Annotated in this window: 22 protein-coding genes and 1 tRNA gene; 8 read left to right on the top strand and 15 right to left on the bottom strand. The window is 68.7% G+C overall.

The genetic code is table 11. The features are described 5' to 3' along the window. Positions 1-2095 (bottom strand): PQQ-like beta-propeller repeat protein (locus GXY35_03270; protein ID NLW93609.1); only part of this gene is annotated, 2095 nt, incomplete at its 3' end. Between the two features lie 191 nt (positions 2096-2286). Here GXY35_03270 and GXY35_03265 point away from each other — a divergent pair. From GXY35_03265 to GXY35_03255, 3 genes are read left to right on the top strand one after another with little or no spacing between them, the layout of a single operon-like run. Further along, positions 2287-2694 carry a prepilin-type N-terminal cleavage/methylation domain-containing protein gene (locus GXY35_03265; protein NLW93608.1) on the top strand — a complete coding sequence of 136 codons (408 nt, stop codon included), beginning with the start codon at positions 2287-2289 and terminating at the stop codon, positions 2692-2694. Further along, a complete protein-coding gene (locus GXY35_03260; protein NLW93607.1) occupies positions 2691-3353 on the top strand; it encodes a prepilin-type N-terminal cleavage/methylation domain-containing protein in 663 nt (220 codons plus the stop codon). Before GXY35_03265 ends, GXY35_03260 begins: the two co-directional genes overlap by 4 nt. A 10-nt stretch (positions 3354-3363) precedes the next feature. After that, complete coding sequence (locus tag GXY35_03255) at positions 3364-4677, top strand: hypothetical protein (GenBank protein ID NLW93606.1); 1314 nt, start codon at positions 3364-3366, stop codon at positions 4675-4677. Positions 4678-4686: 9 nt separating this feature from the next. Here GXY35_03255 and GXY35_03250 read toward each other — a convergent pair whose 3' ends face one another. Further along, positions 4687-5436 carry a tetratricopeptide repeat protein gene (locus tag GXY35_03250; protein NLW93605.1) on the bottom strand — a complete coding sequence of 250 codons (750 nt, stop codon included), beginning with the start codon at positions 5434-5436 and terminating at the stop codon, positions 4687-4689. A 222-nt stretch (positions 5437-5658) separates the two neighbouring features. Here GXY35_03250 and GXY35_03245 point away from each other — a divergent pair, with 222 nt between their 5' ends. The 4 genes from GXY35_03245 to GXY35_03230 are packed head-to-tail and all read left to right on the top strand — an operon-like array spanning position 5659 to position 8924. Further along, a complete protein-coding gene (locus GXY35_03245; protein ID NLW93604.1) occupies positions 5659-6090 on the top strand; it encodes a type II secretion system protein in 432 nt (143 codons plus the stop codon). Positions 6091-6101: 11 nt separating this feature from the next. Further along, positions 6102-6836 (top strand): prepilin-type N-terminal cleavage/methylation domain-containing protein, encoded by a 735-nt coding sequence (locus tag GXY35_03240; protein NLW93603.1) that lies wholly within the window; start codon positions 6102-6104, stop codon positions 6834-6836. Positions 6837-6840: 4 nt separating this feature from the next. Further along, on the top strand, positions 6841-8532 hold the full coding sequence (locus GXY35_03235; protein NLW93602.1) for a hypothetical protein: 1692 nt from the start codon (positions 6841-6843) through the stop codon (positions 8530-8532). Beyond that, a complete protein-coding gene (locus tag GXY35_03230; GenBank protein NLW93601.1) occupies positions 8529-8924 on the top strand; it encodes a hypothetical protein in 396 nt (131 codons plus the stop codon). Before GXY35_03235 ends, GXY35_03230 begins: the two co-directional genes overlap by 4 nt. A gap of 54 nt (positions 8925-8978) precedes the next feature. Here the strand turns inward: GXY35_03230 and GXY35_03225 are convergent, their stop codons facing one another. From GXY35_03225 to GXY35_03205, 5 genes are all read right to left on the bottom strand, one after another. Then, positions 8979-10364, bottom strand: a complete 1386-nt coding sequence (locus tag GXY35_03225; protein NLW93600.1) for a TrpB-like pyridoxal phosphate-dependent enzyme — start codon at positions 10362-10364, stop codon at positions 8979-8981. 34 nt (positions 10365-10398) lie between these two features. Further along, positions 10399-10770, bottom strand: a complete 372-nt coding sequence (locus GXY35_03220; GenBank protein NLW93599.1) for a response regulator — start codon at positions 10768-10770, stop codon at positions 10399-10401. Positions 10771-10832: 62 nt separating this feature from the next. Continuing rightward, complete coding sequence (locus GXY35_03215; GenBank protein NLW93598.1) at positions 10833-11174, bottom strand: hypothetical protein; 342 nt, start codon at positions 11172-11174, stop codon at positions 10833-10835. An 86-nt stretch (positions 11175-11260) separates the two neighbouring features. Continuing rightward, a tRNA-His gene (locus tag GXY35_03210) sits at positions 11261-11337 on the bottom strand. A 157-nt stretch (positions 11338-11494) separates the two neighbouring features. Then, a complete protein-coding gene (locus GXY35_03205) occupies positions 11495-11989 on the bottom strand; it encodes a nitroreductase family protein (GenBank protein ID NLW93597.1) in 495 nt (164 codons plus the stop codon). 248 nt (positions 11990-12237) lie between these two features. Here GXY35_03205 and GXY35_03200 point away from each other — a divergent pair, with 248 nt between their 5' ends. Further along, positions 12238-12408, top strand: a complete 171-nt coding sequence (locus GXY35_03200) for a hypothetical protein (protein ID NLW93596.1) — start codon at positions 12238-12240, stop codon at positions 12406-12408. Here GXY35_03200 and GXY35_03195 read toward each other — a convergent pair. From GXY35_03195 to polA, 8 genes are read right to left on the bottom strand one after another with little or no spacing between them, the layout of a single operon-like run. After that, positions 12362-12889 (bottom strand): hypothetical protein, encoded by a 528-nt coding sequence (locus GXY35_03195; protein ID NLW93595.1) that lies wholly within the window; start codon positions 12887-12889, stop codon positions 12362-12364. The genes GXY35_03200 and GXY35_03195 overlap by 47 nt on opposite strands. A gap of 13 nt (positions 12890-12902) precedes the next feature. After that, the gene (gene murA / locus GXY35_03190; protein NLW93594.1) at positions 12903-14165 is read right to left on the bottom strand and encodes a UDP-N-acetylglucosamine 1-carboxyvinyltransferase; all 1263 of its coding nucleotides are present in this window, start codon (positions 14163-14165) and stop codon (positions 12903-12905) included. Between the two features lie 51 nt (positions 14166-14216). After that, positions 14217-15107 carry a peptide chain release factor N(5)-glutamine methyltransferase gene (gene prmC / locus GXY35_03185; protein NLW93593.1) on the bottom strand — a complete coding sequence of 297 codons (891 nt, stop codon included), beginning with the start codon at positions 15105-15107 and terminating at the stop codon, positions 14217-14219. 24 nt (positions 15108-15131) lie between these two features. Further along, complete coding sequence (gene prfA, locus GXY35_03180) at positions 15132-16202, bottom strand: peptide chain release factor 1 (GenBank protein ID NLW93592.1); 1071 nt, start codon at positions 16200-16202, stop codon at positions 15132-15134. Positions 16203-16262: 60 nt separating this feature from the next. Beyond that, positions 16263-16655, bottom strand: coding sequence for a 50S ribosomal protein L31 (gene rpmE, locus GXY35_03175; protein ID NLW93591.1), 393 nt, complete (start codon positions 16653-16655; stop codon positions 16263-16265). A 32-nt stretch (positions 16656-16687) separates the two neighbouring features. After that, the gene (rho, locus tag GXY35_03170) at positions 16688-18037 is read right to left on the bottom strand and encodes a transcription termination factor Rho (protein ID NLW93590.1); all 1350 of its coding nucleotides are present in this window, start codon (positions 18035-18037) and stop codon (positions 16688-16690) included. Positions 18038-18051: 14 nt separating this feature from the next. After that, complete coding sequence (locus GXY35_03165; GenBank protein ID NLW93589.1) at positions 18052-18705, bottom strand: dephospho-CoA kinase; 654 nt, start codon at positions 18703-18705, stop codon at positions 18052-18054. An 8-nt stretch (positions 18706-18713) separates the two neighbouring features. Next, entirely contained in the window at positions 18714-21341 is a 2628-nt protein-coding gene (gene polA / locus GXY35_03160) for a DNA polymerase I (GenBank protein ID NLW93588.1), read from the bottom strand. Between the last annotated feature and the right edge of the window lie 233 nt (positions 21342-21574).

Here is a 21574-nt window from a genome sequence, read left to right as displayed (position 1 = left end):
CGATGACCAACCTGTCCCCGGCGGTGATGTTCATCCACTCCTCGTCGGTCCAGATCCTCAACGCCACCGGCTGCGGGGCGTACCCCCCGAGGTCATTGTATTCATTCGAGTAGTCGGAGACGGATCCAAGCTCCTTCCCGTCGATATCGTCGGCGCAACCGATCTTATACGTCCACCCGTTCTCCGACGCAGACCTCGTCGTGGCGATCTCCATATCGCTGATGTCACCGACCATCAACGAGGTAGTGCATGGCGTCTCCGTGGGCGTCGGGGTTACCGTGGGCGTCTCCGTGGGTGTCTCCGTCGGCGTCTCCGTCGGCGTCTCCGTGACCGTCGGTGTCTCTGTCGGCGTTTCCGTCGGCGTCTCCGTGACCGTCGGCGTCTCTGTGGGCGTCTCCGTCGGCGTCTCGGTAACCGTCGGCGTCTCTGTGGGCGTCTCCGTCGGCGTCTCCGTGACCGTCGGCGTCTCTGTGGGCGTCTCCGTCGGCGTCTCGGTGATCGTCGGCGTCTCTGTCGGCGTTTCCGTCGGCGTCTCGGTGACCGTCGGCGTCTCTGTCGGCGTCTCGGTGATCGTCGGCGTCTCTGTCGGCGTCTCCGTCGGCGTCTCGGTGACCGTCGGCGTCTCCGTGGGCGTCGGGGTGATCGTGGGCGTCTCCGTCGGCGTCGGGGTGATTGTGGGCGTCTCCGTCGGCGTCGGGGTGATTGTGGGCGTCTCCGTGGGCGTCTCCGTCGGCGTCTCCGTCGGCGTCGGGGTGATTGTCGGCGTTTCGGTGGGCGTCTCCGTCGGCGTCGGGGTGATGGTGGGCGTCTCGGTGGGCGTCTCCGTCGGCGTGGGCGTGATCGTCGGCGTCTCCGTCGGCGTGGGGGTGATCGTCGGCGTGGGGGTAATCGTGGGCGTCGGGGTGATCGTCGGCGTGGGGGTGATCGTGGGCGTCGGCGTGATCGTGGGCGTGGGGGTGATCGTCGGTGTCGGCGAGGGGGTCGGTGTCTGCTGGAGCACGTACAGATTGTCGTCCCCCCAGACGGTTCCCACGTAGATCCGCCCCGACGAGTCGATCGCAGGCGACGAGGGGAGCCCGGTGACATCGTACGAATCGACATAGTGCCCGTCCGAGGTGAGTGCGTAGACGTAACTGTCATCAGACGCGAAGTAGATCTTCCCGGCGGAGTCGACCGCGGGGGAGGAGTAGATGTTCGCACCGGTTTCATAGGTCCAGAGGAGCGCCCCGCCGGAGTCGAGGGCGTACAGGCGCGTGTCATCCGACCCGATGAGGATGGTGCCGCCGGGCAACAGGGCCGGGGAGCAGTTGATCGGGCCGCCAGTCGTGTACCTCCATGCAAGGTCGCCGCTGGAGGTGAAGACGTAGAGATCGCTGTCGAGGCAGCCGATGGCGACGTGGCTCGTGGCCTCGATCACCATCGGCGAGGCGCGCAGGCTGTTCTCCGCGACATAACTCCAGAGAAGGGTGCCGTCGGAGTTGAGCGCGTACAGACGCCCGTCCTTGGAGCCGACGTAGATCGTCCCGTCTGAGGCGACCGCGGGGGAGGACTCGACGTCGTCTCCCGTGGCGTACGTCCAGAAGTCCGACGGATCCGACGCGGAGATGCCGTAGACGGCGTTGTCCATCGACCCGACGTAGACCACACCGCCGTGCACCGCGGGGGAGGAGAAGACGGGATCGCCGGTCTCGAACGACCAGCGCAGGCCGCCGCCGGGGTTCAGCGCATAGACGAGGTTGTCGATTCCGCCGAAGTAGAGCGCCCCCCCGGAGTCGATGGCGGGCGAGGACTGCACCGCGTTTCCGGTGAGGAACTTCCAGTCGAGTGTCCCGTTTGAATTGAGGGCATAGAAGTTGTTGTCGTACGCGCCGAAGTAGACGCTTCCGTCGGAGCCGATGGAGATCGACGACTCGGTCCCCCCGGGCACCGCGAACGTCCAGCTGACCCCGAAACCCGCGGTGCCCTCGTACGGGCTCCTCGCCGTACGCGCGGGATCGTAGCGGAACATCGGCCAGGCGGCGTCCGCCGCCCGCGCCTCGCCGCCGGGACCGAGCGCGAATACCCCCACCCACAACAACGCAGCGAACCGCCTCATTCGGCTCTCCCCGGAGCGGATGTTCAGTTGACCGGGCCGCGTATGAACGTAGCACCGATTTCAGGAAAAGTAAAGGGCCGAGCGAACAGCCGGGCCTCGTTCCGTGGAGACGACACGGGGGGGCGCGGAAATTGACAATACCCCCTGAATATGCTATATAAACAGGGCAGAGCCCAAGAGAGGATCCGCCAATGGGTGCCGGGCGCCGGCGCGGCATGACGCTCATGGAGGTGTTGATCGCCATCGTTCTGGTAGCGGTCGCCTTCGGAGGCCTCGCCACGGCCGTGACCTGGAGCATACAGACCATTAGGGCCTCGCGCGAATCCGCCGCGGCGCTCCAGGCAGCGCAGCAGGAGATCGAGCGGATGCGGAACGCAAGTTTCGCCTCCGTCGCGCCGCACACGTTCGCCGTGCCGTCGCTGCGCAACCGGGATGGAACGGCGGTGAGCGGCTCGTTCGCGGTGCAGGACGAGACGGCGACGATGAAGAAGGTCACCGCGCACGTCGGGTGGGTCTCGCACGCCGGGCCGCCGCCCGGGCGGCCGATGCACGTGAGCCTCGCGACGTACATCACCAAGGAAGGGATAGGCCGGCCATGAGGGCGCGCAGAAGCGGCCGCGAAGGGGGAACGCCCGTTCGCCGCGGCTGCCGCGGCGGATTCACCCTCCTCGAACTCATGTTCGCCTCGAGCGTGATGGCGATGGCGATCGGGTTCGTGCTGTACACCTTCATCTCCTACCAGCGCGCCTTCGCGGTCGGCTACTCCCACCTCGGCGTCCGAAACGAGATCCGCCACGCGATGGATTCGATGGCCAGGGACATCAGGTGGACGATCGAGCCGGTCGCAACCCACGGAGGCCATGCGACGTCGGCCACCTGCCTCGTGCTCAAGGTCCCCGCGATAGACGCGTCGAAGGAGATCATCGACATCAAGAACGCGGCCGACTACTTCGTCTACCGCCTGAACGGGAACGCCCTGGAGAGGATCGTGATCCCCCACGAATCAAGCGACAGGGAAAGCGGCACCACGGTGGTCGCCCGGGGCGTGACCGCGCTCGCCTTCACGCTCGAGGACAGGAACAACGCCACGACGTCTGTGCCCGCCGACGCCTGCGCGGTGGAGATCTCCCTTGCGGTCGGCGGCGCGGTGGCCGTGGTCTCCTCGGTCGACTACGCGGGCAAACCGGCGGTGACCGCACAGACCGAGCGCCTCGCCACCACCGTGACGTTCAGGAACACGGCGGCGAGGTCAACCTGATGGTGAACCGATGAACCGTCCGGCAACCGATGCCGCCCGGGGCAGCGCGCTGATCATCACGATGTGCATCATCATCGCGCTGCTCATCTTCTCGGCGGGCTTCATGCTCTCCCCCTGGCACGACTCCTTCCTCACCCATCGCGTCTACCGCGGGGCGGTCGCGTTCAACCTCGCCGAGGCGGGCGTGGAGTACGTCTACCACGCGATGAACGCGGACGCCGAGCTCTCCGACTGGGGCGGGGCCCCGAAGACGCGCAGCGTGACCGGCTTCTCGACCAACGCCGGGGAGGTCAAGGGCGACTTTGTCATCCGGGCCTGGCCGACCCCGATGAGTCCCAAGCCCTACTGGCTCGTCGAGAGCATCGGCTACGCGCCGGGGATACACGCCCCCGGGGTTCTTGCGAGGACCGTGAAGGCGCTCTGCGTCCCCAAGGTCATCCGGCCGTTCGACGGCGCGTTCCTCGGGGACGCGTTAGTCACGCTGGGAGGGGGCCTCGTCGTGGACAGCTACGACTCCCGGGACGGGGTTTACGGCGGCGACAATGTCCACCGCGGCGCGCCGGGAGAGCCGGACGAGGGGAAGGGCGACATCGCCACCAACAGCGGCGGCGACCCTGCAGTGGACCTCGGCCAGAACATCACGGTCTACGGGAACGTGATGACGGGCGAGGGGGGCACGGTGACCGGCGGCGCCACGATCTCGGGAACCGTCACGCACGATTTCGAGCAGGAACTACCGTACAATTCGCCTCCCTCCCGGAACTACGTCGTCGAGCCCGGGGCGGGCGTGCTCACCGTCAAGAGCGACCTCACCTACGAGCCGGGGTACTACAAGTTCACGGGGATCAAGTCCACCGGGCACGTCCTCACCTTCACCGGCCCCCCCTCCGACAGCAGCGACCCCGCTACTGTGGTCTGGGTCACCGGCTACAGGGGCACGAGCATCTCCCTGTCGGGAAACGGCACGATCAACCTGGTCGGCAAGGTGGAGTTCTATCTCGATGCGCCCGCCTCCTTCTCCGGGAACGGGCTCACCAACCCCGGCGGCATCCCCGCCGACTGCTCGATCTACGGCGGGGTGGGGTGCACGGATCTGTACATCGGAGGCTCCGCCGCGTTTTACGGGGCGGTCTACGCCCCCAACGCCGACCTCAAATTCACCGGCAGCGAGGACAAGTACGGCTCGTTCGTGGGAAAGACCGTCACCGTGCAGGGCGGGACGGAGTACCATTACGACGAGGCCCTCGGCGAGAAGGAGTTGCAGGGCGGGAAGTACGCGCTGCGCTACTGGCAGGAGATGCCCCCGCCGATGCCGACGCCGTGAAACCGCCGCTCACGGTGTAGGGCGCTTCGAGCGGAGCGGCCGGTACGGCGGGAGCCGCCCCGGCTTCAACGGCGGGTCCTCCCGTTGCCTGAGCGTCTCGGCTAGGGCCGCTTCCCTCGCCGCCTCCTCGACCTCCCCCAACGCCCGGAGGGACGCCGCGAGACCGCGGTGCGCCTCCGCGGATTCCGGGTCCGTTTCGACCGCCTTCCGGAACTCGTCGCGCGCGAGCGCATGCCGCCTCGTCAGGAGGTGCTCCCTGCCGAGCTTGCAGCGGAGATCCGCGGAGTCGGGTGCGTACCGGAGCGCCTCCTCGTACTCCCGGGCGGCCCGCGCGTGGTCCCCCGCCTCCGCATAGGCGTCCGCGAGAACCTCCCGGTGCCCGAACTGCGACGGGTCTATCCTCAGGATCTCGTGGATCTCCGCGACGGCCCGCTCGGGGGCGCCCGTCTTGAAATACAGCGCCGCGAGGTTCGCGCGGGCGGCGACGTCGTCCGGGTCGGTCCTCACGAGTTCGAGGTACTCCTTGACGGCCATCTCGAGCGACCCCTCCGCCTCGTAGGCGTAGGCGCTCCTGGTGTGGATTTCGACCGGGTCCGTGCGTTCGATCTCTGCGCGGTACGGGTCCACGGGCCGCACCTCCGCCCCCCTCCGGGCCGCCGCCCTCCTCGCCGCGGCCGCGCCGAGACCGAGCAGGATCAGCGCGATGATCGCCCCCACCCAGGCCGCGACCTCCCTCCGCCCCAGACCGATTCCCTGCATCCGATCGCCCCCCTCGCCGCGCCTCTGTCCGTCCCTGTATAGCACACGCATCCTGCCGAGTAAAGCGCGCCTCCGGGCGGCTCGCGGTTCCCGGCGTGAACGGGCGGATCGAAGCGATTCGATACGGCATACACTGCTTCGTATCCGCGCATTCCCCGGCTCCCGCGCGGCGAGTGCCACGATTGACATAATGGTATTGTAGTGTATAATGTAGATGGTTCAATGAAAGCCAGCCGTTGCGTATCCCGGTGCGCCGGTGCAGACGGACGGGCGGGCCTCACGCTTGTCGAGGTGCTCGTCAGCGCGGGGATATTCGGCCTCGCGCTCCCGGCGATTCTCGGCGGGATGCTCGCGGGGTACGGGGCCGTCAAAAGGAACGCCCACCAGATCGCGGCGCTCGGTTTCGCGCGCAGCAAGATCGAGGAGGTGATGAACCTCCGGTACGCCTCCCTCTCGACCGCGGCCGGCGCCTACGGAGAGGCCGGGATCCCGCTCGACCCGGCCGGCTCCCCCCGCGCGAACATCGTCGTGACGGTATCCGGCGTCTCCGGGGCCGCGAGGAAGAGGATCTCGGTCTCCGTGCAGTGGACCGAACAGAACCGTTCGTTCGACGTCACCCTCCACACCCTGGTCAGCAAAAACAACGTGACCTGATGAGACCCCCGATGCAGGCGCGGAGGCGCAGGAGCGGATTCACCCTCGTCGAGGTGCTCTTCGCCTCGACCCTGTCGGCCCTGCTCGTCGGGGGCATCCTGGGCACCTTCATCGCCTTCTCGCGCCTCTACCGCGACGGCTCCGAGCGGCTCTGCCTCCTCTCCCGCGCGCGCTACGGGATCGAACGGCTCTCCTCAGGATCGAGCGCCGCGGAGGCGATCGCCGTGGCGCAGGGGGGGAACGCCCTGACCGTGACCATCCCGGCGACCGTGCTCCGCTCCGCGGTCAACGCCACCCACTCCTCGCTCCACGTGCAGACCGCGGAGGTCTTCCCCCCTTCCGGGGTCGTGTACATAGACGATGAGGCGATCGCCTACGGGAGCGCGGAGCCGAAGACGAGGCGGCTTTCCTCCTGCACGCGGGGGTACGCCGGGACCACGGCCTCCCAGCACGACAACAGATCGATCGTCCACATCCGCTTCACCTACTACCTGGACGGGACGACGATCTATTTCAACGCGGGCGGCTCCCCCTCCCCCGCGTCCGACGAACCGATCGTGCCGTCCGTCGAGCCGACGGGCGCGGGGGGCATCTTCCGGATCCTCCCCGGCGGGCAGGACGGCGCCCGCAACAGCCGCGTGCAGGCCGCCTTCAGGTGCTACAACGACTGGAACCGCAACGGAACCCGCGATGCATCTGAACCGAGCCTCGATACAGCGTTCGAGGTATTTGCGAGGAACATGTGACGCCATGAAACCGCGCCTTGAGGATCCCCGCCGGGGAAATCTGCTGGTCGTCGTCTGCTGCTTCCTCGCCATCATGACCGCCGTCATCGCCGCCTGGCTCTACGCGGCCGTGACCGACGGCCGGCTTGTCGCCCGGAAGATCGGCCACACCGAGGCGCTGTACCTCGCGGAGGCGGGGGCGGAGCACGCCAAGGAATGGCTCACCGCCCAGGCAAAGCTGGGGAGCGCCCTCCTCAGGACCACGGACACGATCCCCGCCTCCACGGTGCTCGGGGCCGCCGCCGTCCCGTTCGGATCCGGCTCGTACACCGCCTCGATCGACGTGGAACTCGGCTCGTGGTCGATCCCGTTCTACACCATCGCCTCCATCGGGACCGCGGATCCCGACGGCACACCCGAAAGCGGCGACGAGCTGCGCAGGAAGATCCTCGTGACGATGCTTCTGGGGAGCTTCGCCCGCTACGCGTACTTCACCAACAACGAACCCAGCAACATCTGGTTCGTCACGACCGACGCCCTGCTCGGCCTCGTGCACACCAACGGATCGCTCCATATCGCCGGCAGACCCGATTTCTGGGGGAAGGTCACCTCCGTCGGCGACACGTTCACCTTCTACAACAACGGCAGCTCCCGAACCTCCACCCTCCCCAACAACGGCACCCGGGATGTGCCCCATTTCAGGGACGGGTACGAGCTGGGGGCGGATAGCGTCACCTACCCGACCGACATGTCCGAGATAGAGGCGGCATCCTCCGGCGCCCTCGGGCTCGTCATCGATTCAGACACGGAGATCACCCTCGGCGTCGAGGGGGGGGATCGGGGGACGCTCACCTACACCCAGCAGGAGGAGCAGCAGGTGTGGCATCCGCCCCAAACCGTGACCGAAACCTGGCGCGGCTGGCGCTACGGGATCTACCACGCGACCCGCTACAGCGAGACGGTCACGATCCCGGGCTACTACACCACCGAGAACGTCACCGTCACGAACCGCGTGGACGTCTTCGACGCGAACGCCAGCCCCTCGGGCAAGGCGGTCGTGTACGTGAACGGGGACGCGGAGATCTCCGGCACGCTCGCGGGCCAACTCACCATCCTCACGCAGGGGGACCTCATCGTCACGGACGACGTCCTCTACCGTGTCGACCCGGTCGACTATGACGGGGACGGGCTTTTAAGCGACCCGAACGGCAACGGCGTGAACGACGAGGGGGTCGACCGGAACGGCGACGGCCGGTACACCCTTCCCGGCGAGCAGCCGGACGACACCGACGACGACGGCGACGGGGGGTCCGATTCGACCGGGTACGACCAGCCGGAGTCCACCGACACGCTCGGCCTGGTCGCGAAGGGGGACGTGATCGTCGCGGACGACGGCGGCGGTCCCATCGACCGGAAGATCTGCGCGACCGTGATGGCGCTGGGGGCCCCCGACAGCACGGGGAGCAGCACCGGCAGCTTCCGGGTGGAGGACTACACCAGCCACCTCGAGGGGACGCTGACGATCGTCGGCGGCCTCATCCAGAGGCAGCGGGGAGCGGTGGGGACCTTCAGCGGCGACATCGCCGGGCAGCCGACCAAGACGAGCGGCTACTCCAAAAACTACATCTACGACACGCGGGTCGTCTACTTCCCCCCTCCGTACTTCCCGCCTACGAACATGTTCGATCTCATCTACTGGCAGGAGGTCGCGCCGTGAGACAGCGCAGGATGACGCTCGACGCCCTCATCGCCATCGAGGCCGCCGCGTTCCTGCTACTCATGGGCCTTCTCCTGGCGCTCCTCCCCTCGCTCCGGCAGGGGGGGCGGTCCGGCGGCGTGCGGGAACCGGTTGCCGAGCCGCTCCCGCCAACCGCCGCGCACTCCCGCCTCCACGCCCCTCCTTCCGCCGTTGCGGCGGCGCGGCTCCGTTCCAGCCGCTTCATGAAGGGGATCGCCGCCTTTCCCGTTGAGGCGGAGGCGTCCCTCCACTGCTTCCCCGCGACGGTCAAGATCGAGCCGAGGCGGGAGACGCGGTGGAAGAGTTCCCGGGCGTCCAAGGGGGAGGAGCCGCCCGCCGCGGCGGGCAGGCACGCGCGCCCCGCGCTCTGACGCGGCGGCGGGATCGCGCAACGCGGCGAAGGATGGGCGCGGCGTCCGTCCGGACTACCGGTTCCCCGGCCGCCGCGTGGCGGGCTTGGGCAGACGCGTGAGGTTCTCGACGGACTCCTGGAGCGCCGCCTCGGGGAGCACGTAGTCGGAGAGCTGCCCGGAGAGGTACCGGTCGTAGCCGGTGAGATCCATCAGCCCGTGCCCGCTGTAGTTGAACAGGATCACCTTCTCCTTCCCCTCCTCGCGGGCCCTCTCCGCCTCCTCGATGACGCAGGCGATGGCATGGCTCGTCTCGGGGGCGCATATCATCCCCTCAGTCCCGGCCCATCGCATCGCGGCCGCGTAGCAGTTCAACTGATTGTAGGCGCGCGGCGTCACGAGCCCCTCGACGATCGCCTGACTCACGAGCGGCGCCATCCCGTGGTAGCGGAGGCCGCCCGCGTGGATCGGGGGCGGCACAAAGGCGTGCCCGAGGGTGTACATCGCAAGGAGCGGGGTGAGCCCCGCGGTATCGCCGAAATCGTAGGCGAACGGACCGCGGGTCATCTTCGGGCACGCCGCGGGCTCGACCGGGATGATGGCGATATCGTCTCCGTGGATCTTGTCGCACACGAACGGGAACGAGATCCCCGCGAAGTTGCTCCCTCCCCCGGCGCAGGCGATGATGATGTCGGGCCTCTTCTCCCCGGCCTGCTGCAACTGCTCCTTGGCCTCGAGGCCGATGACCGTCTGATGAAGCATCACGTGGTTGAGCACGCTCCCGAGCGCGTAGCGCGTCGCGCCGGAGCGATCGCTCACCGCCTCCTCGACCGCCTCGCTGATGGCGATCCCGAGACTCCCCGGCGTGTCGGGTGTCTCGGCGAGGATCCGGCGCCCGGCGTTCGTCTGCGTGCTCGGGCTCGCCGTACAATCGGCGCCCCACACCCGCATCATGGTCTTGCGGAGCGGCTTCTGGTCGAAGCTGATGCGGACCATGTAGACCTTGCACTCGAGCCCGAGCAGCGAACAGGCGAAGGCGAGCGCGCAGCCCCACTGGCCCGCGCCGGTCTCCGTGACCAGCCGGGTGATGCCGAACTCCTTGTTGTACCACGCCTGGGCCACGGCGGTGTTGGGCTTGTGGCTCCCCGGCGGGCTCACGCTCTCGTCCTTGTAGTATATGCGCGCCGGGGTCTTCAGATGCCGTTCGAGGTGCCGCGCCCTGCGCAGCGGCGTCGGACGCCAGCGCGACAGGATCTCCCGGATCTCCTCCGGGATATCGATCCAGCGCTCGACGCTCATCTCCTGCTCGATCAGGTTCATCGGGAAGACCGGCGCCAGCATCTCGGCGGTCACGGGCGTGCCGTCGGGGGCGCACGGGGGGTGCGGCGAGGTCGGGAGATCGGCCGCGAGGTTGTACCATTGCCGCGGCACTTCGACGGCGCCGGAGGCGGGATCGCTCATGTCGTTCCTCTTGTTGTGCGCAGGCGGCCCCGGCTCAGCGGATGCCTAGATACAGCTTGATCTTGCGTGTGAGCAGCTCGGGGAGCGGCGGCTTGATGATATAGTCGTCCGCGCCCACGTGGAACGCCCTGGTGATGTCCTCGATGTTGTCCTTGACGCTCAGCACGACGACGATGGTGGCGCTGAGCGCGGTCTTCTCCTTGAGCTTGGCGCAGACGTCGAAACCGCTGATATCGGGAAGCATGATGTCCAGCACGATCAGGTCGGGCTTCAGCGCCACCGCCTTCTCGACGCCCTCCTTGCCGGAGACGGAGATAACAGTCGTGATCCCCTCCTTCTCGAGCAGTTCCTTCACGATCGCCGCGTCGGTCGCGCTGTCCTCGATGATCAACACCTTCTTCGGCATTGTCCCCTCCCTCTTGCCCGCGTCTGCCGCGGGCCCGGCCGCCCCCTGGAAACCGGCGCCGATCACCCCCGCCGGGGCGGGGGGGGCGCGCCACGGTCCAGCGCCTCCACAAGCCGTTCGACGCACCGCCGGAGCGCGGCGAAATGCTCCCCGCCGGGCGGGATACCGCCGCCCCCCGCGGCCTCGAACGACTCCTCCACCGCGCGCGCGGCGGCGGCCGCCGCCGCGTACCCCATCATCGTCGCGGAACCGCGGAGGGTGTGGGCGTCGCGCGCCATCTTCCGCAGGAGGGCTTCGTCACCCCCGCCCCGCCCGAGCACGGTGAGCCCCCTCGCAAGGTTGCCGAGGAGCTCGCGCGCCTCGGCCTTGAAGAGGGCGTCGATACGCTCCTTGGCGGATTCCATCCCGCTGCGGCCTCTCATCCCGCGACGCGACGGGAGCGCGGGCCGACCGGATCAGGGAGGCGGGCCCCGTTTCGCCTCCCGAACTATGGGGTGGATGAGGGGATTCGAACCCCCGACAACCTGGGCCACAACCAGGTGCTCTAACCAGCTGAGCTACACCCACCGTAAAAGCAGTGTAACGTGTACGGTGCAAGGAATAGTGCGCATATGCAAGGATTCCCGGCACCACAACATATTGTATCGCGGCGGCGCGACGCATTCCAGCGAAAAGTTGCGGCGATGGAGCCAGAAGGACACACGGGACGCCGACTGCCTCTCCCTCAGAACCTCTCCCAGTGCAGCACCTCCGCGAGGGGCTTCTTGGGCGCGGACGGGGGCTCCGACGCGGGGTGTCCGACGGCGATCAGGGCCACCAGGCGATGCCCGGCGGGGGCGCCCAGCAGTTCGGCGACCCGCCCCGCGTACGGTTTCTTATCCCCCGCCACCCAGCAGTGTCCGAGGCCGTGCGCCCGCGCGGCGATGATGATGTTCTCCGTCGCGGCGCAGCCGTCCTCGAGCCAGTATTTCGTGTCGGCGCAGAACACGGCGATGCAGAGCGGCGCCTCCGCGATGAACGGACCCGTGGTCGCGAGGGCGGCCAGGGCGCGGCGGGTCTCCGTGTCAGTCACGGCGACGAACCGCCATGGCTGAACGTTGCGCGCGGTCGGCGCCATCCTTCCCGCGTCCACGATGCGCTCGATTGTCGCGCGGGGTACCGGTGTCCCCGCGAACCTCCGCACGCTGCGCCTGCCCATGATCGCCTCGATCGCATCCATCCGGGCCCCCTCCCCTGTTCGCGCCGGCATACAGAAGCCCGCCCTGGCGGCGCTCCGTCGCCTGCCCCCGGCTTTCCAGACCGCGGTGCGCGGTTTTCCGCGTCCGCGCATGAAGGATTCCGCAAAAAAACCTTGCGCCTCTTTCCGCCGCATGCAATACTTATGCCGATATGTCAACCGCGCCCGTGGGAACGGGTTGGAGGGGGCGCGACGACCGAAAGGGGCACGCAGACACGATGTACGCTCCCGTGGACCAAAAGGCGTTCACCTTCGCGGCGCGCTGCGAAGAGGCGTTCCTGATAGCCAAATTCGACGGCGTCGAGACCTCTGTCTCGATCCACGCGGCGGACCAGGAGCAGGTGGTCACGCTCCTCAACCGCCTCGTGGCGCGGATCGAACAAGGCGCGCTCCCCGGCTAGGCGGCCGGGCGGCGCCGCATCGTTCCGGCAGGCGGTCCCCTCCCGCTTCTTTCCTGTAGAAGAATGCGTTGTCGAAGCCGTGCGCGGCGCGCGCGACGATGCTGTACGCAACGACGCCGATCCTGTTAAACAAGACGTCCAACAGGATGTGGACGCTCATCCCGAACCCCAGCGGTATCGCCCATCCCCCCGTCGCCGGAACCGCCCACCCCAGGACCAGGAGGGCGGCCGCGAGCTCGAAGGCGTGCAACAGGACGAAGACGCGATCGAGCCGGCGGTTGTACATCACGTCGAAGAAATGCCGCAGGCTGAAATCTCGGCATGCGGGGCGGCGCGGGTGGACGGCATAGTCGTAGAGATGGTCGATATCGATAAGCGTGCCTCCGGCGAGGCTCCAGAAACTGATCGAAAGGGAGCGGAAGAGGGCGTAGAGCGCGGCGCTCACCGCGAGCGACGCCGCCAGGTGGCTGCCCGGCTTCATCGATCCATCCCCCCTACCCCACGCGCTCGATGAGGGCCCCGACCTTCCGGAGCTTCCCCTCCAGGTTTTCGTACCCCCGGTCGAGGTGGTAGACCCTGTCCACGACCGTCTCCCCGCGCGCGACGAGGCCCGCGAGGACGAGGGCGGCGCTGGCGCGGAGGTCGGAGGCCATCACCGGCGCGCCGCTCAGCCCCCGGACACCCCTGATGATGGCGCTCGACCCTTCGATCGAGATCCGCGCCGCCATCCTGTTCAGTTCCGGGACGTGCAGGAAGCGCTCGGGGAAGACCTTCTCGGTGACGACGCTTATGCCCGGGCAGAGGGTCAGCAAGGCGATCATCTGCGCCTGGAGATCGGTGGGGAACCCCGGGTACGGATGCGTGGCGAGGTCCACGACGCGCCGTCTCCCCGCCCCGCTCACCCGCAGCCCCCCCCGCAGCGCGCCGACGGAGACCCCCGCGGCCTCGATCAGATCGATCACCGCGCCGAGATGGTCGGGACGGGCGCCCTTCAGCTCGAGCTCCCCGCCCGTGATCGCCGCGGCGATCATGTAGGTGCCCGCCTCGATCCGGTCGGGGATAAGCGTGTGCGACGCGCCCGCGAGGCGCCGCACCCCCTCGACGCGGAGCGAGTGCGTGCACATCCCCCCGATGCGGGCGCCCATCTTCTTCAAGAACTCCGCGAGGTCCGCCATCTCCGGTTCGGAGGCGGCGCCCTCGATCCGGGTCACCCCGGGGGTCTTGACCGCCGCCATCAGCACGTTCGCGGTGGCAAGGACGCTGGACCCGAAGCGCCCCCCGAGGAACACCTCGCCCCCCCGCATCCGGTCCCCGCGCGCGACGACGAAACCGTGCGAGAGGCGCATCGATGCGCCCAGCCGCTCCATCCCCTTGATGTGCAGGTCGATCGGCCGCGCGCCGATGGCGCATCCTCCGGGGAGCGAGATGCGCGCCCGCCCCAGCGACCCGAGCAGCGGACCGAGCACGCAGATCGAGGCGCGCATCTTGCGGACGAGTTCGTACGGGGCGGTCGGGTTGCCGAGGCCGCGCGGGTCGATGACCACCTCGTGTGGCGACGGGAACTCCACCCGCGCCCCCAGGGCGGAGAGGATGTCGGCCATCGTGCGGATATCGGCGACGCGCGGGACGTTGCGGATGCGGGAGGGGCTGTCGCCGAGGAGCGCGGCGGCCATGATCGGAAGGGCGGCATTCTTGGCCCCCCCGATCCTGACCGTCCCCTTGAGCCGCCTCCCCCCCCGCACGACGATCCTGTCCATTGCCGCCGCCCTCGCGTGTCCTGTCCCGCCGGGGCCGACGCCCCGGACCCGTCAGACCCGTCCGACATCAGCCCCGACCACCAGCCGGTCGATTCCGGCGTAGTCCCTGTGCGTCTCGACGCGCCGGTAGACGCCCGCCCGCTCCATCATCGCGCGCACCTGCGGCGCCTGCCCCCTGCCCACCTCGAGCAGGAGCGCCCCCCCGGGGACGAGCACGGAGGGCGCCTCTTCCACGAGGCGCGCGAGGCAGCGCAGACCGTCCGGGCCGCCGCGGAGGGCGAGCCGGGGCTCGCGGTCCCGCACCTCGGGGGGGAGATCCGCCCAGTCGGCGTCCGACACGTACGGCGGGTTCGAGACGACCATATCCACTTTCCCCCGCCCCCCCGCCCGCAGCGGCTCGAGGAGATCCCCCTCCAGGAAGCATATCGCCCCCTCGACGCCGTTCTGCCGGGCGTTCGCCTTCGCGACGGCCAGCGCCTCCGGGGAGAGGTCGGTCGCGTACACGAACGTCCCGCCCGCCGCAGAGGCGACGGCGATGGCGATGTTCCCGCTGCCGGTCCCGACGTCGGCGACGTACCGCACCGCCTGCCGCGGGCGCCGCGTCAGCTCCTGCACGGCGCGCTCGACGAGCAGCTCCGTCTCCGGCCGCGGGATGAGCACGCGGTCGCTCACGCGGATCGGCAGGCCGTAGAACTCCACGGAGCCCACCAGGTGCCAGAGCGGCTTCCGGGCGAGCCGTTCCTCGATATAGCCCATCAGCCGGTCCATCTGTTCCGCGGTGAGCCGGCGGTCCCGGTCGCAGTAGAGATCCGCGCGCGCGGCCCCCAGGATGTGCTCGAGGAGCACCTCCATCGTGTAGCGCGCGTGCGGGATCCTCCGCTCGATGAAGAGCGCGCGGCCCCAGTTGATGAGATCGATGACGCGGTCGGAGTTGGGTCCCATGCTGCCTCGCACCCCGCGGTTGCGTTACCGCTGCTTCAGCCTCTCCTCCTGATCCTTCTCGATGAGCGCCTTCGTCAGATCCTCCAGATCCCCCTCCATCACCGCCCCCAGGTTGTGGATCGTCATCCCGATCCGGTGGTCCGTCAGCCGGTTCTGGGGGAAGTTATAGGTGCGGATCTTCGCGCTCCGGTCGCCGGTGGAGATCTGGGAACGTCGGAGCGTGGAGAGCTCGCGCTCGCGCTCCTCGTCCAGCGCCTCCTTGAGGCGCGCCCGGAGCACCCGCATCGCCTTGACCTTGTTCTTGTGCTGCGACTTCTCGTCCTGGCAGGTCACGACGAGCCCGGTGGGGATGTAGGTGAGGCGAACGGCCGAGTCGGTCGTGTTCACGCTCTGCCCGCCGGGGCCCGAGGAGCGGTAGACGTCCACGCGCACGTCCGCGGGGTCTATGGCGACCTCGACCTCCTCCGCCTCGGGGAGGACGGCGACGGTCGCCGCCGAGGTGTGGATGCGCCCGGCGCCCTCGGTCGCGGGGACCCGCTGGACCCGGTGCACGCCGCTCTCGTACTTCAGGCTCCGGAAGACGTCCCGCCCCTCGACGGAAAAGATGATCTCCTTGAACCCCCCGAGCCCGGTCGGATGGCTGTCCATCGTCTCCACCCGCCACCCCATGCGCTCCGCGTACCGCGAATACATCCGGAACAGATCCGCCACGAACAAGGCGGCCTCCTCGCCGCCGGTCCCCGCCCTGATCTCGACGATCGTATCGCGGTCGTCGTCCTTGCCGCGCGGCAGGAGGAAATGCAGGAGCTCCCCCTCGAGACGCCTCCGCCGCTCCTCGAGCGCCGCGACATCCCCCTCCGCGAGGGCCTTGAGCTCCTCGTCCGAGGCGGGATCGTCGAGGATCCGGCGGCTGCCCTCCAGCTCGCGCTCCACGCGCGTGTATTCGCCGTAGCGCGCGAGGGCGTCCCTGAGACCCGCGTGCTCCCGGGCGAGCGCGCGGTAGCGCTCCTGCCGGCGAATGACCTCCGGGTCGCTCATCTGCCGCTCGAGCTCCTCGAGCCGGCCGGCGAGCGCATCCATCTTCTCCCTGATCATGCCCCCCATCCTGGAGGTGGCGGCATCGGCAGCCGCGCACCCCCGCGCGCCCAGACGATGTTACTCGCCCGGCTGAACCTCGGGCGCCGAAGCGGGCGCCGTCTTGTCGGCAGCCGCCGGGGATTCAAGCGGGGCCGGCTCGGGCGCGGGCGGAGCCGCCGATGGTTCGGCCGCCGCCGCGCCGACCTTCCCCTTCTCCTGGGCGGGCTTCATCGCGTCCTTCAGGGTGCGGACCTTCTTCTTCTTCGGGGACTTCGGGGCGGCGTACTTCTTCATGAACTTCTCGACGCGCCCCGCCGTGTCGAGATACTTCTGCGTCCCGGTGAAGAACGGGTGGCACTTCGCGCAGACGCCCACCTTGATCTCCTTCCTTGTCGAACGGGTCTGGAACGTTTCGCCGCAGGCGCACGAGACCGTCGACTCCACGTACTTCGGGTGAATCCCCTGTTTCATCTTCCCCTCCTTGTCGAGCCCCCCGCCGCGTCTCAGTTGAGCGTGAGGAGGAACTCCGCGTTGCTCTTGGTCTTCTTGAGCTTCTCGATGATCATCTCCATCACCTCGACCGGGTTCAGCCCGCTCAACACCTTGCGCAGGGTCCAGACCTTGGTCAGCTCGTCGGGGTGCAGGAGCAGCTCCTCCTTGCGGGTCCCCGACTTCTCGATGTCGATGGCCGGGAAGCATCGCTTGTCCACGAGCCGCCGGTCGAGGTGCAGCTCCATGTTGCCGGTGCCCTTGAACTCCTCGAAGATGACGTCGTCCATCCGGCTTCCGGTGTCGACGAGGGCGGTGGCGATGATCGTGATGCTCCCCCCCTCCTCGATGTTTCGGGCCGCCCCGAAGAACCGCTTCGGCTTCTGGAGGGCGTTCGAGTCCACGCCGCCCGAGAGGATCTTGCCGCTGTGCGGCTGGATGACGTTGTAGGCCCGGGCGAGGCGGGTGATGCTGTCGAGGAGGATCACCACGTCCCGCTTGTGCTCGACGAGACGCCGGGCCTTGTTGATCACCATCTCGGCGACCTGCACGTGCCGGTCCGCGGGCTCGTCGAAGGTCGAACTGACCACCTCCCCCTTCACGGTGCGCTCCATGTCCGTCACCTCCTCGGGGCGCTCGTCGATGAGGAGGACGATCAGGTAGCACTCGGGGTTGTTGGTCGTGATGCTGTTGGCGACCTTCTGGAGCAGCATCGTCTTGCCCGCCCGGGGCGGGGAGACGATGAGCCCGCGCTGCCCCTTGCCGATCGGGGTCAGGAGGTCCATCACCCGCATGCTGATGTTGTCCGGCGCGGTCTCGAGCATCAGCCGCGTGTGCGGGTAGAGGGGCGTGAGGTTGTCGAACAGCGTCCGCTCCCGCGCCTTCTCCGGGGACTCGTAGTTGATCGCCTCGACCCGGATGAGCGCGAAGTACCTCTCCTTGTCCTTCGGCGGGCGTATCTGTCCGGAGATCGTGTCGCCCTTCTTGAGGTCGAACTTGCGGATCTGCGACGGCGAGATGTAGATGTCCTCGGGACAGGGGAGGTAGTTGTAGTTCTGCGAGCGGAGGAACCCGAAGCCGTCGGGGAGGATCTCGAGACAGCCCTCGCCGAACATCAGCCCGTTCTCCACCGCCCGCGCCTTCAGGATCTCCAGGATGAGCTGGTGCTTCTTGAGGGTGGCGATCCCCTCGATCTTCAAATCCCGCGCCATCCTGCTGAGCTGGGCCATCGTCATCTGCTGGAGCTTGCTGATATTGACCTGCTCCCCCCCCGCCGGGGAAACAGCCTCCTCCGGGCGGACCTCACGCGGCGCCTCCCGCTCCTGTCCCTCGCGCCTCCGCATCTCGTTCATCACCGGCTCCATCCGTGTCCTCGGTCTCACGCGTTACCTCCTGTCAATGAATCCCACAGTCTCCGCACCTGCCTCTCCGTATATGCACGCGTCCCGCCGTTGTCGACGATATGGCGGGCACGCCGTAGTTTCTCCCGTATCGGCCACTGCGACCGTATCCTGCGCACGACCTCGCGCCCCGAAAGCCGGTCCCGGGCCGCGCAGCGGCGCACCTGCTCCGCGCGCGGGCAGACGACCACCACCGTCGTATCGAACCATCGGTCCATGCCGCTCTCGAAGAGGAGCGGCACGTTCGCCACCGCGACGCGGCGCACCCCCTCGCGCCGGGCGCGGGCGAGCCGCCGCCTGATCTCCCGCCCCACCCTCGGGTGGACGATCGCGTTCAGGCGCCGGAGCAGGCGCCCGTCCCTGAAGACGACGGCGGCGAGGCGGCGGCGGTCGATCGAACCGTCCGGGGCGCAGATGCCCCCGCCGAACAGGCGGACGATTTCGCGCCACGCCGGCCGGCGGGGGGCGATCGCCTCGTGCGCGATCTCGTCGGCGTCGATCACGAGCGCCCCGAGCCGGCCGAGGATCCCCGCAACCGTGCCCTTGCCGGTGCCGTAGCCGCCCGTGAGCCCGATCGTGACAAGGGGAGCCCTCCCCCCCTTCGCGCCCTTTATACCCTTCGCCTTCTTCACACCGCGCCTTACAGCTCCCCCCAGTTCGAGCCCGTCTCCAGGCGCACCTCCAGGGGCACCCGGAGGGCCCACGCCTTCTCCATCTTCTCCCGGACCATCGCGCCGAAGTCGACTGCCTGTTCCCGATCCACCTCGAAGAGGAGCTCGTCGTGGATCTGAATCAGCATCGCCGCGCGCCATCGCCCGCCCCGCATCTCCCGCGCGATCGCGAGCATCGCGATCTTGATCAGATCCGCGGAGGAGCCCTGGATCGGCGCGTTGGTCGCGATCCGGCTCCCCTGCTCGCGGGTCGGCCCGCTCCGGCTCGCGAGCTCGGGAACGGCCCGCCGCCGGTTGAGGAGCGTCGCCACCCAGCCGCGCGCGGCGGCCTCCTTCAAGGCGGCGTCGATGTACCGGCGCACGCCGGCGTAGTGCTGGAAGTACCGGTCGATGAACCCCCGCGCCTCCCCCGGCGCGATCCCAAGGTCGCGCGCGAGCCCGAAGGCGCTCATCCCGTAGACGATGCCGAAGTTGACCGTCTTGGCCTGCCGGCGCATCTCCGGCGTCACCGCCGCGGCTTCGACCCCGAACAGCGCCGCGGCGGTGCGGGCGTGGATGTCGTCGCCGCGGGCGAACGCCGCGACGAGCTCCCGATCGCCCGAGAGGTGGGCGAGGACGCGGAGGTCGATCTGCGAGTAGTCGGCGGAGAGCAGCACCATCCCGGGGCGTCCCGGCACGAACGCCTGCCGGATCCGCCTCCCGATCTCCGTGCGCACCGGGATGTTCTGGAGGTTCGGGTCGCTCGAGGAGAGTCGCCCGGTCGCGGTCCCCGTCTGGCGGAAGGTGGTGTGGATGCGCCCCGTGCGCGCGTTGACCAGCCGCGGGAGGATGTCGACGTAGGTGTTCTTCAGCTTGCTCAGGCTCCGGTACTCGAGGAGCTTGGCGGGGAGCGGATGCAGGCGGGAGAGATCGAGGAGCGCGTCGTAGTCGGTCGACCAGCCGGTCTTGATCTTCCTCGTCGGGGTGAGACCGAGCCGCTCGAACAGCACCCGCGCGAGCTGGGACGGGGAGTTCAGGTTGAACGCCCCCCCCGCCATCCGGTGGATGGCGGACTCGAGTTCCTCGAGCGCGCCGCCCAGCTCCGCGGAGAGGCGCCGGAGCGGCTCCGTCTCGACCCGTATCCCCGTCTCCTCCATCCCCCCCAAAACCTCCGCGAGCGGCATCTCGATGTCGCGGAACAAGGCGTCCATCCCCTGCTCGGCGAGGCGCGGCTCCATCAGGGCGCGCAGGCGGAGGACGGCGTCCGCCTCCGCGCACGCGTGGGGGGAGATCGCGGCCGGCGGGAGCTCCGCGAGGGAGGCGCTTTTCTTGCCGGCGAGGCCGGAGGAGGCGGCGAGGCGTGTGTCCAAATAGTCCAAGGCGAGGTCGCCGAGCTCGTAGGAGGCGCGCGAGGGGTTGAGCAGCCACGCGGCCAGCATCGTGTCGAACGCCTGCCCCTCCAGTTCCAGGCCCGCGCCGCGCAGCAGGCGCGCCGCGCGCTTGAGGTCGTGCCCGGTCTTCATCAACCTAGGGTTCGCGAGGGAGGGCCCGAGCAGCTCCCGCAGGCGCCCGGTTCCGGGCGCGTAGCAGGCCGCTCCCGGCGCGCTGCAGATGGCGATGCCGACAAGTTCCGCGGCCATCGGGTCCCGAGAGGTGGCCACGAGTTCCAGGGCGAACCCTCCCGTTTTCGCGAGGGCGGCGGCGAGCTGCGCGAGGGCCTCGGGGTCTTCGAGGCAGCGGTACTCCGCAACGCCGGGGCCGTTTCCGCCCGCGAACTCCGCCTGGAGCCTTTTGAATTCGAATCGGCGGAAGAGCTCGCCGAGGCGCGCGCGGTCGGGCTCCTTCACGGCGAGCGCGGAGGTCGCGATGTCGAGCGGGACGTCCCTTTTGAGCGTGACCAGCTCGCGCGAGAGCCGCGCCTGCTCCGCGTGGCGCACCAGCTTCTCCCGGCGCTTCTCCCCCTTCACCTCCGCCACGTGCGCGAGCACCCCCTCGATGCCGCCGAATTGACGCACCAGCTCGATCGCCGTCTTCTCCCCTATGCCGGGCACCCCCGGCACGTTGTCGCTCGCATCCCCCGCCAACGCGAGCACCTCGATTACCTTCGCCGGCTCCACGCCGAAGCGCGCCGTCACCGCGGCGGCGTCGCAAACCTCCCCGGCCTCGGGCCTGATCACCGAGATGCGGTCGCCGACGAGCTGGAGCATATCCTTGTCGCTGGTGACGAGAAAGACGTCGTACCCCTCCCCCACCGCCCGCACGGCCAGGCTCGCCATCAGGTCGTCGGCCTCGACCCCGTCCCGCTGGACCGAAGGGATCCGGTAGGCGTCGATGACCTCCCGGATGAACGGCAGCTGGACGGAGAGATCGTCCGGCATCGGTTTCCGGGTGGCCTTGTAGGCGCCGAAACGCTCGTGCCGGAACGTCGGGGCCGGGGTGTCGAAGACGACGGCGACGGCGTCCGGCGTCCGCTCGCGCAGCAGCTTGAGAAGCATGTTGGTAAAACCGTAGACCGCGTTGGTCGGCTCACCGGAGGAGCTGCGGAGATCGCGGATGGCGTAGAACGCCCTGTAGGCGCACGACATTCCGTCGATGAGGAAGAGAGTCCGACGTTGCACCGGTTACCTGCCCGGGGGGCACAAGTTCATCGACTGTGGACGAGGAACACGCACGTCTCACGCGCAGCGCCGCCCACGCGGCGCGACGCCGGCCGCGCGCGGCGCGATCCGGATCATCATTTTGGGATTGAATGATGGTGGGACAACCGGCCCCGGAAACACCCCTGAGTCCGCGCGGATGGTAGCATGCGTCCCCCCGCAGCCGTCAACCATTATTTTCGACCCGTGCGCCG

This window comes from Chlamydiota bacterium, assembly GCA_012729785.1.
Taxonomy (GTDB): domain Bacteria; phylum Auribacterota; class Tritonobacteria; order UBA1439; family UBA1439; genus UBA1439.
This window is presented reverse-complemented; position numbering and strand designations above follow the sequence as displayed.